Source organism: Saonia flava (assembly GCF_011927795.1).
GTDB classification, from domain to species: domain Bacteria; phylum Bacteroidota; class Bacteroidia; order Flavobacteriales; family Flavobacteriaceae; genus Saonia; species Saonia flava.
This window is the reverse complement of the sequence record NZ_JAATJJ010000002.1, coordinates 477,882-493,733: the sequence shown is the minus strand read 5'-3', so window position 1 is coordinate 493,733 and position 15,852 is coordinate 477,882. Positions and strand designations below refer to the sequence as shown.

The 15,852-nt window shown below is 39.1% G+C and carries 13 protein-coding genes; 5 read left to right on the top strand and 8 right to left on the bottom strand.

Annotated elements, in window-relative coordinates; genetic code table 11:
* Nucleotides 1-405: 405 nt before the first annotated feature.
* From GGR42_RS14305 to GGR42_RS14280, 6 genes are all read right to left on the bottom strand, one after another.
* Nucleotides 406-2,022: a family 20 glycosylhydrolase gene (locus tag GGR42_RS14305; RefSeq protein WP_167965411.1), complete on the bottom strand. Its 1,617-nt coding sequence runs from the start codon at nt 2,020-2,022 to the stop codon at nt 406-408.
* 9 nt (nt 2,023-2,031) lie between these two features.
* Nucleotides 2,032-2,679, bottom strand: coding sequence for an SGNH/GDSL hydrolase family protein (locus tag GGR42_RS14300; protein WP_167965409.1), 648 nt, complete (start codon nt 2,677-2,679; stop codon nt 2,032-2,034).
* A 78-nt stretch (nt 2,680-2,757) separates the two neighbouring features.
* The gene (locus tag GGR42_RS14295) at nt 2,758-3,621 is read right to left on the bottom strand and encodes an alpha/beta hydrolase (protein WP_167965407.1); all 864 of its coding nucleotides are present in this window, start codon (nt 3,619-3,621) and stop codon (nt 2,758-2,760) included.
* A gap of 21 nt (nt 3,622-3,642) precedes the next feature.
* Complete coding sequence (locus tag GGR42_RS14290; RefSeq protein WP_167965404.1) at nt 3,643-4,488, bottom strand: 3-keto-disaccharide hydrolase; 846 nt, start codon at nt 4,486-4,488, stop codon at nt 3,643-3,645.
* Between the two features lie 25 nt (nt 4,489-4,513).
* Nucleotides 4,514-7,015 carry a T9SS type B sorting domain-containing protein gene (locus GGR42_RS14285; RefSeq protein ID WP_167965401.1) on the bottom strand — a complete coding sequence of 834 codons (2,502 nt, stop codon included), beginning with the start codon at nt 7,013-7,015 and terminating at the stop codon, nt 4,514-4,516.
* A 133-nt stretch (nt 7,016-7,148) separates the two neighbouring features.
* On the bottom strand, nt 7,149-8,333 hold the full coding sequence (locus tag GGR42_RS14280; protein WP_167965397.1) for a redoxin domain-containing protein: 1,185 nt from the start codon (nt 8,331-8,333) through the stop codon (nt 7,149-7,151).
* 161 nt (nt 8,334-8,494) lie between these two features.
* On the opposite strand from GGR42_RS14280, the gene GGR42_RS14275 reads away from it, so the two are divergent.
* From GGR42_RS14275 to GGR42_RS14255, 5 genes are all read left to right on the top strand, one after another.
* Nucleotides 8,495-9,478 (top strand): NAD-dependent epimerase/dehydratase family protein, encoded by a 984-nt coding sequence (locus GGR42_RS14275; protein ID WP_167965395.1) that lies wholly within the window; start codon nt 8,495-8,497, stop codon nt 9,476-9,478.
* Nucleotides 9,475-10,479: a Gfo/Idh/MocA family protein gene (locus GGR42_RS14270; protein WP_167965393.1), complete on the top strand. Its 1,005-nt coding sequence runs from the start codon at nt 9,475-9,477 to the stop codon at nt 10,477-10,479. The genes GGR42_RS14275 and GGR42_RS14270 overlap by 4 nt, the downstream gene beginning before the upstream one ends.
* 174 nt (nt 10,480-10,653) lie before the next feature.
* Nucleotides 10,654-11,589 (top strand): RraA family protein, encoded by a 936-nt coding sequence (locus GGR42_RS14265; protein ID WP_167965391.1) that lies wholly within the window; start codon nt 10,654-10,656, stop codon nt 11,587-11,589.
* A gap of 10 nt (nt 11,590-11,599) precedes the next feature.
* Entirely contained in the window at nt 11,600-12,874 is a 1,275-nt protein-coding gene (locus GGR42_RS14260; protein WP_167965389.1) for a mandelate racemase/muconate lactonizing enzyme family protein, read from the top strand.
* Nucleotides 12,875-12,899: 25 nt separating this feature from the next.
* Entirely contained in the window at nt 12,900-14,003 is a 1,104-nt protein-coding gene (locus GGR42_RS14255) for a bile acid:sodium symporter family protein (protein WP_167965387.1), read from the top strand.
* Between the two features lie 10 nt (nt 14,004-14,013).
* Here the strand turns inward: GGR42_RS14255 and GGR42_RS14250 are convergent, their stop codons facing one another.
* Both GGR42_RS14250 and GGR42_RS14245 read right to left on the bottom strand, forming a co-directional pair.
* Nucleotides 14,014-14,922 carry a helix-turn-helix domain-containing protein gene (locus GGR42_RS14250; RefSeq protein WP_167965385.1) on the bottom strand — a complete coding sequence of 303 codons (909 nt, stop codon included), beginning with the start codon at nt 14,920-14,922 and terminating at the stop codon, nt 14,014-14,016.
* Nucleotides 14,923-14,931: 9 nt separating this feature from the next.
* Nucleotides 14,932-15,831, bottom strand: coding sequence for an NmrA family NAD(P)-binding protein (locus GGR42_RS14245; RefSeq protein ID WP_167965382.1), 900 nt, complete (start codon nt 15,829-15,831; stop codon nt 14,932-14,934).
* Nucleotides 15,832-15,852 lie beyond the last annotated feature (21 nt).

Sequence of the window (15,852 nt, the reverse complement as noted above, 5' to 3'; positions counted from 1 at the left end):
TGCTATGTACGACATCTGCGAAAGCAGTGTGCGAGTTGGAGCGCTGGTAGCTAATTTTAAGGAAATATAGCAAAATCGCATGACTGTTGTTTGGGAACCTGTCATTTTTTGGTCACCGTGTCCCAAATAACAGGCCTCAAGAAGGCCACATAGTGGCCGTATCTTATGGATTTTGCGATATTGGGAATAAAATTTGCCGTGCCACCGAGCGCAGCGACCGATGAACACCCATGAACTAAAAAGCAACAGTGAATAAATTGTATACCCGCCTGCCGGACGGGCAGGTAGCGTCCTGATGTGTTGAGTAGATGAGCCGTTGCGGCGATTATGACAAAAAACCACCCAAATTTATACCAAAGTCACACCACGAAGCTTGTCAAATATCAAAAGTCCCTTAGACTCGCTTTAATCCTTTAGTATTTCTGTATAGGTATTTTTGCCTTTTTTCCAATCAATTAAAGTAGAGGGATAATAGTTGACCTCCATACGTTCTAAAAAAGGCGCTTGGTTGGCCAAACGCACCTTGTAGTTTTCCCAGTCCCTGTTCTCTTCCAAGGTCCAGCCCAGCTCTGCATAACCAATGGCCCGTGGAAAGGCCAAATATTCCAATTCGCTAATATTGCTAATGGTCTCGGACCACAAGGGCGCTTCTATGCCTAAAATGTTTTCCAAGGGCAATCCTTGGGCATACCGTTCCGGTGTCCATACATAGGCCGTATCAACAGGAATATAGCCAGCCCAATGCAAGCCATGTTTGGATTCCAGATCATACTGCATATCCAAGTAGGCTTTTTTTGCGGGCGATAATATTACTTTCATTCCCTTGGCCACCGCAGTCTGCGCATTTTTTTCACTGGCCCAAAACTGGGACACGGAGTTGGAACTTACATCGGCATTGGCAACCTCGTCCCAGCCAATCATTCTTTTGCCATGTTTTTCCACAATCTTTTCTACCCTGTTTACAAAGTATATATAATCGTTCTTTTTGGTTACATGGCTTTCGTCCCCTCCAATATGAAAATAGGGGCCAGGGGTTAGTTCAGAAATCTCACGTACCACATCATCAATAAAAGCATAGACCGTATCTTTTCTGGTGTCAAAAGTACTGAACCCAACATGGGTACCTTCATACAATTGTGGGGTTTTGCCATTTCCGTTTAAAATAGGGTAGGAGACGGATGCGGCATTGGTATGCCCTGGCATATCAATCTCCGGGACTATTGTAATAAAGTTTTTGGCAGCATAGGCGACCAATTCTTTATATTCTTCTTGGGTGTAAAACCCACCAGATTCTCCACCAACTTCTGTGCTGCCACCAATTTCTGTGAGTTTGGGCCAAGATTTTATCTCTATGCGCCACCCTTGGTCATCGGACAAGTGCAAATGCAGTACATTGTATTTGTAATAGGCCAAAAGGTCTATGTATTTTTTTACGTCCTCTACACTAAAAAAGTGCCTGGCCACATCCAACATGGAACCTCTATACTCAAAATTGGGGCTGTCCATTATTTTTCCCGTGGGAATTAACCACATGGGGTGTTCTACCAACGTATCGTTACTGACCTCTGGGATAATTTGTTGAATGGTCTGTACGCCCCTAAAGGCGCCTTCTGCCGTTTTAGCGTTCAAAATCAATGAATCCTGGGTAATATAGAGTTGGTAGGCCTCATCCGTTGCCAAATCTGTACTATCGGATTGGTTGATGTAGATAATCCTATCCACCTGGGCTTCTCCAGTATTGTTCACAGGAATTCTTAATTGGGTCTTGTCCTTTATTTTATCGGCCAAAAACTGGCCCACTTCAACAAAACCCTTTTCGGTTTGGGAGGTATAGATCACCGTGTTTTGGTCCAGACCAAAAGCCGTATGGGTCGGGATCACCTTTACGGGCTTTGGTATCATGTTTTCCATGGCCAAATCCGTAGTTGGAAAATTAATGGGCTTTCTTTTTTCTTGACAGGCAATGAGGGCAGTTAGTCCAAGTAATACGATAGCGGTTTTTAAAAGAATTGAGTTTTTCATGTAATTTAATTAGTTGATAAAGTTTTGTATTACGGCATACCAGATAGCGTACCCCTTACTGTTCATATGTAGGCCATCTTGTATAAAAATGTCTTTTTTGAGCTTTCTTTTGTTGAGCATGGGTTTCCAAACATCACTAAATGCCAATTGGGGATGTTCTTCAGAATACCGACTCATTTTTCGGTTCAGGTTTTTATATTTTTTTCTGAGGTTCCAACGGGCAATGCTCGGTTTGGCGGAAATTAAAACAACTTGGGTTTCTGGATTGTGTTGCTTTATCTTGTCCACTATCTCTTGTATGGTTCCCAAAATCTTTTTGGGTTTCTTTTTTGCTGATATATCATTGTCCCCCTCGTAGATAAATACTTTTTTGGGATTGAATTTTAGAACAAGTGAGTTTAAGTGAACCAATAAATCCGAAGCTTGGGACCCTCCAAAACCAGTATTGACAATTTGATGTCCTGGAAACATATTTTGTAGACTATGCCACATTCTAACACTGGAACTCCCTGTAAAAACAATGGTTTCTTTAGTGGAATCCCAAAGGGAATCGTATTTTTTTTCAAGAAGGGCCACCTCATTTTTAAAAGGGTCGGAATCTTGTGCTTTTGCCCCAAAAAAGAAAATTAAAAAAAACAGTGAAAGCAAATATTTCATGGTATTAACAATTGGGTTTTAAAGTTACTTTTAATTTAGGCTTGTTCCAAGAAAGAATATGAAACAAGCCTTTATAATTTAATGCTGGTGAAAAGTGTCCGATACAAATGACAATACAACTGGGAGTGATTCCCTCCAGTAGGTCCAATTGTGAGCACCTTGCCTTACCCTATATTCATGTGGAATCTCTTTTTTGCGCAGGGCAATGTGCACCAAACTGTTGCCCTCGTACAAAAAATCATCATCACCACAATCTATAAACCAGTTAATGGATTTAATATCATCAACTGAAACACTTTCTATCAATGAAAGTGCATTGTGACGGTCAAAATAAGGCTGAAGGTCAGCTTCTTTATAGGTTTCCTCTCCTCTGTCCAATCTACTTTTTAATTGTTCAACGGTCAAAGGGCCAACGTAGGCACTTAGTGGGCAAGCTGATGAAAACAGTTCGGGATGGTGAAGTGCATACATAAAAGTACCACCACCACCCATGGAAAGACCCGCAACGGCACGATATCTTTTTTCACTTTTAATACGATATTTTTGCTCTACATGGGGCATTAGTTCCTCAAAAAAGAAATCCTCATAACGCCATGTGCCGCTTATATCGTTAAAATAGCCTCTTTTGCCAGTATCGGCATCTGGCATTACAATGATCATGGGTGTAGCCTCACCTTTTTTAATGGCCTTGTCCGTAAGGTGCAATACTTCCCCAAATTGCACCCAGCCTGTTTGGTCATCACCGGCACCATGTAATAAATACAATACAGGATAACTTCTTTCAGATGTTTCATAATCGGGTGGAAGGTATATGGCATATTTACGTTCGTCTTTAAGTATTTTACTGGTGACGGTTAGGTTGTCAAACACCTTACCTGTTTGCCCGTAAATAGTTGATGTCAACAGGGTAAGGAATAGAATTGAACTGATTATTTTTTTCATGGTTCTAAATTAAATTGGTTTCTATAGTTGAGGTAATTCTGTAATTGAACGGATTTTAATATCCGTATAAAACACTTCTGCTGCTTCTGATTGCAATTGTATTTTTCCTTTGGTCAAAGGACTTATTTTTCCATCTATATTAATTCTGGAGTTTTCAAGAATCATGGTGACCACGCCATTTATAACATGGATACTGGTTCCACCATAACAATATAGGTCCACTGTATTCCATTCCCCTGTCGGTTTTTCTGCATCTGGATATTTTTTTACATGTCTGCCTATTTCAGCATCTTGGCTAAAGGTAAGTAAGGTCCCATTTTTGTCATATTGATAGGTGTCCCCGTTTAATGTGGTTTTTACATCGAACATGGCGCCTGCCACACCCCAATAATCTCCACAATCGGTCTCTTGTATCTGTAATTCTTGCGAGCGAAGCCAAAACCCATCGCCATCACCTTGCTCACCCACACCATGGTATAGAAGTCCACTGTCCCTATTGTCATTTTCTTTGGGATACCACTTTTTCTCCCCCCATTTAAATTTAAGTTGTAAATGGTAATTTTCATATTCTTTTTTGGTCGATATACCGCCCCAATATTCACCAGATATTCTAATGGCATTTTTGCCATCTATTTCGGCAACGGTAAAAACGCCTGGTGTGTCATTATTAAACCCCAAAGCCGGGAATTCCCTAATGTTGTCCCAAGTTCTTCCAGGTTTAAATTGGGGGCCCAAATAAGTGTCCCATCGCTCTAGGTTTGACCCATTGAACAAGGTTTCCCACTCAGTATTTATAGTGTTTTTAGGAGTTTTACAGTTAAAGAGCAATATAAATCCTATAAACAATGTTGTTGAGGTTAATTTCATAGTATGTGTTTTTAGTTGGTTTCAATCATCTTTTTAGACTAAAATGACCATTTCTGCTATGTGTGTTACCTCTATTGTCTGTTAGTTGTAACATAAACCAATAATCAGTGGAAGGCAAAGCCGTACTGTTCACAAAACCGTCCCAACCCTCTCCTAAAGGATCTACTTGCACAATTAACCTGCCATAGCGGTCATAAATTAGCAGGTTGGATTCAGGGTAATATTCAGAAGTCACCCCTAATACTTGCCAAGTATCATTGTTTCCGTCATTATTGGGGGTAAAAAATCTTGGGTACCCAACTATGCCAATCTCTATTTGGGCTATGCCACATCCATTTTTGTCCCTTATAAAAAGGGTGCGCAATCCTGGTTCCACCATATCAAAATTTGGCTCATCTTGGTAAGGCCCTAAATCATTGTCCAAGGCAAACTCATAGTCACCCAGACCTAAATTGTTGTTTTCATTATTGATGGTAATTGTATTGTTGCTAGAGTTATCACTCACAGTAATATCTTCAAGTCCAATTTCAGCGATATTTGATTCTTGCACCTGAACCGTTCTTGTAATTGATTCGCAACCTAGTTCAGAAGTAGCAATGACATTATAGGTTCCCCCAGAAGTAACCGTAACAGAAGGTTCATTGCTTAAAGCGGTTCCATTTGAATTGGTCCATTGATAGGTATAGTTTCCTTCTGGATTAAAAATATTTAATTGTACTTGGGAGTCTGTGCAAACGGATGCCTCGGAAGCAACCTCATAAATAGGTAAAGGAAAAACCCGGAGGGTCAAGTAGGGTCCCAAGCCAAAACATGCGCCATTGTCATTACTCTCTACCCTAACGTATAAAATCTGCTCATTTGGGGTTTCATTGGTGTAATTAAGTTGGGTAATTTCATTATCTTCTAAGGTAGCATCGTTCAAATTTCTGTAATAATGTACACTTAGATTTTGATTGGCAGGAAACTGACTCAAAATTTCTGTTGTAGCCATAGATATATCCATAACATGAAATCCATCTGGGATGGAATCATCATCACACATATTTAATTCAGTCATATAACCAGAAGGAAAAGCAGTTGTGGAAACCAACAAATTTATTGTTGAAACTTGGTGGCATCCAAATGAATTTTCAATTCTTGCATATACGGTATTGGCAGTACTATTATTAAAAGGGGATGGGTTGATCGGATCTGCCCCTGCTTCTGCATTGGAATATAGAAGGTGATAGGTAACAGTTAAGGTATTGTCCCCATTGGTGATAATTTCATTTGCTTCCATTAGATTAAAATCTGTATTTCCATCAGCAATTCCATCTTCGTCACAATTTTTAAAATCCAAACTCGGGCTAATTACTGGCAATGGATTTACAATTGCCTCAACGGGAGTTCTCCCTCCTGTTGAACATCCACCAGAAGATGCATAGGCATAATAAGTGGTATTGGCAGATATAATGGGAGTTGTAAAAGTTTCGCCAGTAAAAAGTAGATTCCCATTTTCCGGAGCATCATACCATTGTACAGTTCCAGAAGAAGACAATGCTGTTAAGGATAGGCTTCCATTTCCGCACCTTTCTGCTCCAGAAATACTATCAATGGAAGCTATTGAAATTTTTGTACTTGCAGAGATGTTCAATATGGGATCTCCAGGCATTCCACCGTATTCAACTACATAGCCTTTAGGTTGGTAGGGGCCATTTGGAGCTCCTACATTACTCAAATCGTTCCAAGCGCCCCTATTCCCTACACTAGGATCTGTTAGGTGCGCATAATCTTCATCGCCGGCTTGGTTAGGCTCCCCAATATTCCAATTGGCATAATTGGGAGAACTACCGTTTACTAACCCATTCCAAAATACAGTTCCAGATTCTGGACCGGTAACCCAACGCCAAATTCCTTCAGTACCAGCGTCACTTCCACCAATCCATCCCGCTCCTGATATTTGTTCTCCTGTTAATTGGGCCTCTTCTGCTGACGTAATGGTTGCCAAATAGCCACTTAAACCAAAATAGGTTCTTCCTTCCGCCGCAGTTCTGGCTTCAGTCCAAGTAATACCTAGACTTGGGACATATTCATAATAATGATCGGTTGAAGGAAGATAATTAACATCCCCAACAGTAATGGAAAAAAGCTTTTCCCCAGAGGGAGTGGGAGAGCTGCTTTCAAAAAAAACATCTCTGACCGCGGCAATTAAATCCACATAGCTTGCGAGTGTGGCATTTGCACTACTTAAGGTGAGTTTGCCTTGGCTTGCGCTCCAAGTGGTATTAATATTTGGGTGGTTTCCAACTAATGATAATACATCTTGCCCTTGTTCATACCCTGTTGAAATCTGAATATATAGGGCTTCGATTTCGGTATCGTCGGGGTCAACAATATCAATATCCGTAACAATATTTATTTGACTTAACGGACAATAAACTTGGTCGCCCGTTGCAGTAACTGTTGGTGGAATGTTTGTTTGGGACCAACTTATGTGGCCAACACATAACAAAATAATCAGCAAAAAAAAGGTCTTCTTAAAATACATTTTTTGGAGCTACTAATTCTTATAATTATGAGAGTAGATTCATCTTGTTACGAATTTGTAAACTAATGAAATTTTAGCAGGTCTTCTAAAAAAGAGAATAAAAAGCATAAAGTATGGATAAAAGAATATAAACTTATTCATTATCTGCATAAAACCGCCCCAAGTGCTCAACAATGGCCAACTTAAGAGCGGGTGGGTCAAAAGTACCCTCCACTTTGTATAAAACATCTCCATCAGAAGCCACAAGTGCAGTATAAGGTAAGGAGCCTTGCCATTCTGGATCAACAACTTCAATTAGATCATAAATGTCTTCACCGCTATATATATAGTTGGTGGCAGAAGCCTCTTTTTTGGTCAATATTTCCAAAGCCTTTTCCTTTCTTCCTATTTTATCAGCAGAAATAGTGATTAATTCAAAATCCCTATCTCTGTACATTCTGTTAATTGATATCAAATCGGGCATTTCCATAATACAAGGACCACACCATGTTGCCCAAACATTGATCAATCTAAGTTTGCCGGAGCCATTTTTAAACAACCCGCCAATCTCATCCAGATTGGCATCATTTAACGCTACAGGTTCTTTTGCCCATTCCGCTAACTGTTGTTTGGCCCATTCATCTTTCCAAGACCATTTTATGGAACATCCAAAAGTTTTGGTTTTGGCAACAGGAACTTCGTTTCCACCTATTATTGCATCCAATGTATTGATTAAATCAGTTGTTTTGGGCGCTATATAAGGATTTTCCGTATCGTCTATCCTTCCACTATAAATCAAAGTTCTACTCTTGTCAAATACAAACACATGGGGTGTGGCCAAAGGACCATATGCCAAAGCGGCATCTTGGGTTTTGCCATCATACAAATAAGGGAAGTTGTATTTTTTTTGTTGGGCACGTAGTGTCATTTCTTCCAAACTGTCTCCCATGTCCGAATAACCTAATTCAGATAAACTTACCGCATCATCCGCATTCGGGGAAATGGCAACAAAACCAATTCCTTTGTCTTTATAATCATCTACAATTTTAATGAACTTGTCCTCATATGCCTGTGCTGTGGGGCAATGGTTACATGTAAATAAAATGACGAGAGTTTCATGTTCGTCAAAATCGCTTAAAGAGTAGTTTTTTCCATCGACCCCGGGGAGATTAAATTCAGGGGCTTTTGTGCCCGGTTCAATGGGTTTAGGAGTTTCATGCTCTTCCTTATGGACAGCTACCTCCTCCAATTCTTCAGTGACTGTGTCTTCAACATCCTTTTTTTTCTGATTACAGCTTATAAAGGATATTAGGGCCAGAAATACTAACAATCGTTTCATATTGAATTTATTTAATTCAGGTTGGGTTGGTTTATTTTGTTGAATTCATAAAGTTAGGAAAAAAGAAGTGTTAAAAAGTTAAACAAACGTTAGATAAATTCCTTTTTCCTTAAATATGATTATCTTGATGGTTCTTGACTTTAACCAACCAAATTATTAAAATGAAAGTATTGTTTATTGGAGGTACTGGGAATATAAGTACCCCTTCTAGCCGATTGGCAATAGAAAAAGGTATAGACCTATACCATCTTAATAGAGGAACTACCAAGGTGAAAATTAAGGGTGTAAAAACCATCTTAGGAGATATTACCAAGCCTAATGGGCTTTCCGATTTAAAAAAACATACATGGGATGTGGTTGTGAATTGGGTGGCTTATACTCCTGAAGATATTGAGCGGGATATTGCCTTGTTTAAAGGAAAGACCAAGCAATATGTTTTTATTAGCTCAGCTTCATGTTACCAAACACCATTGAGTTATCCTATAATAACCGAATCCACTCCCCTTAAAAATAACCTATGGGAGTATTCCAATGATAAAATTAAGTGCGAGGATAGGTTAATGAAGGCCTACCGAGAAGAAGACTTTCCAGTGACCATTGTGCGCCCATCACATACCTATGACACAGTGATACCCATTGCCATAGGTGGTTTTAAGGAATACACTACACCACAGCGAATTTTAAACGGTGAAAAAATTATTATTCACGGCGATGGTACTTCATTATGGACTGTTACCCATGCTGATGACTTTGCAGTTGGCCTTGTAGGCCTTTTAGGATTAACACAGGCCATTGGGCACCCTTTTCATATTACTTCTGACGAAATTCTTACTTGGAATATGATTCATAAAATTTTGGCCGATAGCTTGGGTTGTGAGCTGAATGCAGTACACATTGCGTCTGATTTCATTAGCAAAATTGAACCTTCTTTTGGTCCAGGGTTACATGCGGATAAATCTGAAACTGTAATTTTTGACAATACCAAGATTAAAACCTTTGTTCCGGCTTTCAAAGCTACAATTCCTTTTTCTGAAGGGATAAAGAGAACCTTAAAATGGTTGGATGACAATCCGGAGAAGAAAATCTTCAACAAAGAGGAGAATGCACAGATAGATAATATACTTAGAGCATACGGAGAATTATGAAGCCTTTAAAAGAAGTGCGCTGGGGAATCATAGGCGCTGGTGATGTATGCGAAGTAAAAAGCGGTCCCGCTTTACAACAAACAGAAGGTTCCACCATAGTTGCCATAATGCGCAGAAATGCCGAAAAAGCAAAAGATTTTGCAGAGCGGCATAACGTGCCCAAGTGGTATAATGATGCCAATGAACTTATTAATGACCCAGATGTAAATGCCATATATATAGCAACCCCACCAAGTTCACATGAAGAATATACATTAAAGGCTGCCGCGGCTGGCAAGCCTGTTTATGTAGAAAAACCAATGGCACGTACGCACAAAGAATGCCTCTCCATGGTAAATGCCTGTAAAGAAGCTGGTGTTCCTTTGTATGTAGCTTATTACCGTAGAGCGCTGCCTAATTTTTTGAAAGTGAAAGAAATTATAGATACAGGTGTTATTGGTGATATTAGGTTTGTAAATATAAAATTGCACAAGCCTTTGAGTCCAGATATTGTGGGTGCCAGTGAGGACCCTGAGAATTGGCGTATTTTTCCTGAGGTGGCCGGTGGAGGATACTTTTACGATTTGGCATCACATCAATTGGATGCTATGGACTTTCTTTTTGGTCCTATTGAAGAGGCCACGGGTTACGCTAGTAATCAAGCAGGGATATATCCTGCAGAAGATATTACTGTTGGCACATTTCGTTTTAAGAATGGAGTTTTGGGACATGGTGTATGGGCATTTAACACAGGAAATGTTTCCGATGAAGAAGTAACTACAATAGTTGGAAGTAAAGGAGAAGTTTCATTTCCATTTTTTGGTGACCATAGTGTTACCTTAAAAATAGATGGGGAAAAGGATAAGGTGTTCAATTTCAATATTTCAAAACACATACAGCAACGGCTTATTCAGACTATGGTAGATGAACTTTTAGGTAAGGGTATATGTGTAAGTACGGGAGTATCTGGAGCCAGAACAAATTGGGTAATGCAAGAGATATGTAAGCGAGATGACAGATAGTGTCCTGGTTTTGTATCTAATTAAGATGGGAGGCTATAAATTGAGTATTATTAAAAAATACGATTAAATTTATAGGGTTTTGCTAATTTACTTCGTAATAAAATAAAGAATTGGAAATGTTTAAGTGCAAAATATTCTTTTTTTAAATAAAAAAACATCAATAACTAACTAATTATGAAACTCAAGAAAATAATCCTATCACTACTATGTATGGGTTTTGGGCTACATGCCTTTTCCCAACAAATTTCAAAAGAGGAACTCATTTTTTTAACTCCTGAATGGAAAGGTGAACGCTTTAATGATGGTAGGCCCAAAGTCCCGGATGATATTTTAGCTCGAATGAAATTGGTAAGCGTGGAAGAAGCATGGGCGGTTATGAAAGGTGAAGGTTATGGTTACCAAGTCGCAGAAGGCTGGAAGCAGATAAACCCAGATAGTGTTTTGGTAGGGCGTGCGGTAACGGCAACATTTATGCCTGCTCGTCCAGATGTATGGAAAGCTATCGATGATAGAGGAAAGGCACAGGGAAAAAGAGGTCAAAATACTTGGCCGGTAGATTTATTGGTAAAAGGGGATGTGTATGTGGGAGATCAATTTGGTGCCCATAGAAATGGCCCAACAATTGGGGACAATGTGGGAAATGCCATTTATGCCAAGTCTGGTAATGGAATTGTTTATAATGGTGCCTTGAGAGATGTTGAAGGACTTAGGGAAATAGGGGGGTTTACTTCCTATTATACCAGTTACGATCCTTCGTACCACAATCCCAAAGGAGATTTAAATACTATGATTATAGGAATTAACCAACCTACCCGTATTAGAAAAGTGACTGTTATGCCTGGTGATGTTGTATTGGGCAAAGAAGGTGTTGTAGTTTTTATACCCCCTCATTTGGCTGAGAAAGTTGCTAAAACTTCTGAAGTTGTACGCTTGCGAGATATGTTTGGGCATGAACGTTTAAGAGAAGGAACCTATACAGCAGGGCAGATAGACACACGCTGGTCAGATGAAATTGAAAAGGATTTTTCTAAATGGCTCAATGATCATATAGACGAGCTTCCTGTTCCAAAAGCACAAATTCAAGAACTATTAAAAACTAGAACCTGGTAAACCAAACAACATGAAAAATTCAAGACGCTCATTTATAACTAAAAGTATCATGGCAGGAGCCGGACTAGGAGTAGTTTCGGCATACGGAAACGAATATGAAACCGCCATAAATAAAACCTCAAAATTGTCGGCACCAGCAGATTTAAAAATCACTGATGTAAAATGTGCCTATATTAGAGGAGGCAGTGGTTTATTTGTGAAAATACACACAAATCAAGGCATTTGGGGATGTGGAGAAGGTGCAGATGCAGTGCCGGGAACATATGGTCTTGTGAAAATGTTCGGAAGAATGTTAAAAGATAAGAGTCCTTTGAATGTACACCGTCTTTTTGAAGACATTAGAAAAGCTGGATTTTTTAGAGGTGCACAATCTGGAATGTATGTTGCTGTACTTTCGGCCGTTGAGACAGCTTTATGGGACTTGGCAGGGAAAGCATTAGATCTGCCAGTTTATCAACTTCTAGGAGGTAAGTTCCGTGATAAAGTAAGAGTCTATATGGACACAGCCTTATACCAGTTTCGTTTGCCTAAACCAGAGGATTTTGCAACAAGTGCCAAAGAAGCTGTAGATATGGGTTTTAATGCAGTAAAATTTGATTTAGACCAAGGCAATGATCCAAACAAATATGATTATTATAACTGGACAGCAAGTCCTGCAGAACTTCAGCGTATGTATGACCAAATGGCTGCCACTAGAGAGGCTGTGGGTCCAAATATAGATATCTGTGCCGACATGCACGGACGTTATGATGCCGTTACAGGAATGAAAGTTGCAAAAATGCTGGAGCCTCTTGGCCTAATGTGGTTGGAAGAGCCTATTCCAGCCGAAAATGTAGATGCCTATAAGCAAATTACAGCTTCAACCAGTACTCCAATTTGTGCGGGAGAAAATCATTATTTAGCATATGACTTTAGAGAAATGTTGGAAAAAGGAGCGGTAAATATAATTATGCCAGATTTACAAAAAGTAGGTGGATTGGGCGAGGGTCAAAGGATAGCCAATTTGGCAAATCTTTATTATACGCCTTTTGCTCCCCATATGGTAGCTTCCTATTTGGGAGCTATGGCTTCTGCACATGTATGTGCTTCTGTACCCAATTTCATGATATTGGAATGGCAAATTTATTTCCATAAAAATCCAATGTTCCAAGAAATTGTGGATTTTGATGGCCCCATGGTGGAAAATGGATTTATCACTGTTTCTAATAAACCTGGAATAGGTGTAGAGATAAATGAGGAAGGAATGAAAAAATATGCCGTAGAAGGTGTTCCGTTTTTTGAATAAGAGCCAACCAACATTAAAATAAAATATGAAATCTATATATAAATACCTATTGTGGGCTGCTTTAGTATTGTCGGTCTTGAGTGCTTACTTTTATTTCGCAGGGCAGTATGCCATTTTTGGGCCATTGCTTGTATTCTTTTTCCTGGCGCTGGCAATTGGAGTTCGGGGGTATGATAATGTTAAAGGATTTTCCTTTGCCTTTATTATTTTTGCTGCAGTGGCATTGGCCATGAATTATCCAAATGTTTTTGTTAGTTGGGGCGATTTTCAATTAAAATCGCTCATTGTTCCTTTATTGCAAATCATCATGTTTGGTATGGGCACCGCTATGAGTATCAAGGATTTTGGGGCGGTGGTCAAAAACCCTAAAGCTGTTTTTATTGGTTTGGCCTGCCAGTTTACTATTATGCCCATAATTGGGGCCATATTGGTATTTTTATTTAAATTTCCACCAGAAATTGCGGCAGGGGTTATTCTTATTGGTTCATCTCCTAGTGGGTTGGCTTCCAATGTAATGGCCTATATAGGGAAAGCCAATTTGGCTCTTTCTGTTACTTTGACTACCGTCGCAACATTGCTAGCTCCTTTTGTTACCCCCATTTTAATGAAAATGTTGGGAGACCAATTGGTGCCAATAGATTTATGGGGCATGATGTGGAGTATCACCAAGATTACCATACTGCCTATTGTTGCAGGTCTCGTATTTAATAAGCTTTTTCATGGTAAAACAGAATGGTTGGACAAGGCCATGCCACTGGTCTCAATGGCTGGTATTGCTCTAATTATAACAGTTATTACCGCTGCCGGGAGGGATAATTTATTGGCTATGGGGGCTCTTTTAGTTCTTGTGGGACTTATCCATAATCTTTCTGGTTACTTTTTGGGGTATTGGGGATGTAGGTTGTTTAAACTTGATGAAAAATCCTGTCGTACCATTGCTTTTGAAGTGGGTATGCAAAATGCAGGATTGGCATCCGGCTTGGCTACGGAAATGGGCAAAGTAGCTACATTGGGTCTTGCTCCGGCAGTTTTTGGACCAATGATGAATATCACAGGTTCTTCTTTAGCTACTTGGTGGCGAGACAAACCTATTAAGGAAAAGGATAAGGATGTTGAAAAAAAGGAGTGATTTTCATTACCTAATTAAAACGTGCTCTAAATTCTAAAGGCGAAAGATTAACTTTACTCTTGAATAGTTTACTGAAGGATTGTGGATGCTCAAAACCGAGCTCATAAGCTATTTCACCCACGGAAAGCTGTGTAGTGGAGAGTTGTTCCTTTGCTTTGGCAATCAATTTTTCGTGAATATGTTGTTGGGTACTTTGTCCTGTTAAAGATTTTAGTAATCCACTTAAATAATTAGGTGAGACATTTAAATTTTCTGCGATCGACTGTACACTGGGTAAGCCTTTTTTGGCTAGATTTTCATCATTAAAATAATTGCTCAATAATTCTTCAACTTTATTTAAAATGAGATGGCTTCCTTTTTTTCGTGTAATGAATTGACGCTGATAAAACCGCTCAGAATAACTAAGAAGCAATTCTATTTGGGCAATAATAATGCTCTGGCTAAAGTTGTCGATGTTACTTTCAATTTCTTGTTTAATATTTGTAATAATTGCTTCAATTACACCTTCCTCTTTTTCCGACATAAAGAGGGCTTCATTAATAGAATAATCAAAAAAATCATATTGTTTTATTGTTTTCGCTAAAGCAGTATTAAAAAAAAAGTCCGGGTGAATTAGAAGCAACCAACCAGAGTGCTTTAAACTTGTTTTTTGGTTTGGCGCCATGCTTAAAACTTGCCCTGGTGCAATAAAGGATAGCAACCCCTCATTAAAATCATATTCTTGTTGTCCGTAACGGAGTCTAGGCACATTTCTCTTCACTCCAATAGAATAATAATCAAAAACCCATTTTTCTCCTATATTTTCTGGGAAGATTTTGGTTTTACCATATTCAACAATACTTACCAAGGGATGCGTTGGACTTGGCAAGCCTCTGAGCTTATGAAACTCACTTAAAGTTTTTATCCTCCTAATTTTCATTACTCTAAATTAACCATTATATATTTCTGCAAATTCCTTTGCGAAATCTGCAAATTTGGTTTTACCCAAAATAGGTTCGTTTTTATAGTAATCCTCATACAAAACACCTGTTCCTTGGGCTGCCTGCATATCTATAAAACCTTTGGCGATTTTTTTATTCATTCCAAAACTTGTCATTCCATTCAGTACTTCTTCATCACTAACAACTACCCATTTTAAATTAGGATTGCCAATGGCGTTCCCCAAAATACTGGCCACTTCATTTGGTGAAATTTCTTCGCTAGCAATGTACCTAATCTTTCTGCCATTAAAAGGTAATTCTATTTCCTCTACGATAGTGGCCGCAATGTCCAATGGTGAAACCCATGGTTCCTTGGTGTTGCCGCCATAGTTTTGAACAATAGCTCCTTTTTCTTTTATGTTTTGCATTTGTCTATACAGATTGGTATAAAAGCCTGCAGGGCGCATGAATTTAATGGATACATCATCTGGCAGTTTATTCAAATTTTTCTCCGCATAATAATGCATGGCGAGTACACCATTACCTTCGGTTGTATGACCGCCTATACTACTTAAATGAATCACTTTTTTTACTCCAGAGCGTATTACCGCTTGTCTATAGTTTTTGGCAATTTCTGAATACGCTTCTATGATGTCGAAATTTGGATTGAATATTGACTCTTGGTCGACAGCTTCCATTAGGTATACAGCATCCACGCCCCCAAAAGTTTTTGTGAGAAATTCAATATCCTCCATGGTTCCAATAGCTGGTACTGCCCCCAGTTCTTCAATGGCTTTTTTTCTTTCAGGATTGCTGCTGATCACAGTGACCAAATGTCCTTTTTGGACCAAAATTTGCGCAAGTGGTTTACTAATGTTCCCTAAAGAACCAGTTACAACTATCTTCATATTTTTAAATAAAAGTTGTTT

Excerpts from the sequence above, each read along its gene's own strand:
- GGR42_RS14305 (WP_167965411.1), bottom strand. The coding sequence starts at position 2,022 with ATGAAAAACTCAATTCTTTTAAAAACCGCTATCGTATTACTTGGACTA.
- GGR42_RS14300 (WP_167965409.1), bottom strand. The coding sequence starts at position 2,679 with ATGAAATATTTGCTTTCACTGTTTTTTTTAATTTTCTTTTTTGGGGCA.
- GGR42_RS14295 (WP_167965407.1), bottom strand. The coding sequence starts at position 3,621 with ATGAAAAAAATAATCAGTTCAATTCTATTCCTTACCCTGTTGACATCA.
- GGR42_RS14290 (WP_167965404.1), bottom strand. The coding sequence starts at position 4,488 with ATGAAATTAACCTCAACAACATTGTTTATAGGATTTATATTGCTCTTT.
- GGR42_RS14285 (WP_167965401.1), bottom strand. The coding sequence starts at position 7,015 with ATGTATTTTAAGAAGACCTTTTTTTTGCTGATTATTTTGTTATGTGTT.
- GGR42_RS14280 (WP_167965397.1), bottom strand. The coding sequence starts at position 8,333 with ATGAAACGATTGTTAGTATTTCTGGCCCTAATATCCTTTATAAGCTGT.
- GGR42_RS14275 (WP_167965395.1), top strand. The coding sequence starts at position 8,495 with ATGAAAGTATTGTTTATTGGAGGTACTGGGAATATAAGTACCCCTTCT.
- GGR42_RS14270 (WP_167965393.1), top strand. The coding sequence starts at position 9,475 with ATGAAGCCTTTAAAAGAAGTGCGCTGGGGAATCATAGGCGCTGGTGAT.
- GGR42_RS14265 (WP_167965391.1), top strand. The coding sequence starts at position 10,654 with ATGAAACTCAAGAAAATAATCCTATCACTACTATGTATGGGTTTTGGG.
- GGR42_RS14260 (WP_167965389.1), top strand. The coding sequence starts at position 11,600 with ATGAAAAATTCAAGACGCTCATTTATAACTAAAAGTATCATGGCAGGA.
- GGR42_RS14255 (WP_167965387.1), top strand. The coding sequence starts at position 12,900 with ATGAAATCTATATATAAATACCTATTGTGGGCTGCTTTAGTATTGTCG.
- GGR42_RS14250 (WP_167965385.1), bottom strand. The coding sequence starts at position 14,922 with ATGAAAATTAGGAGGATAAAAACTTTAAGTGAGTTTCATAAGCTCAGA.
- GGR42_RS14245 (WP_167965382.1), bottom strand. The coding sequence starts at position 15,831 with ATGAAGATAGTTGTAACTGGTTCTTTAGGGAACATTAGTAAACCACTT.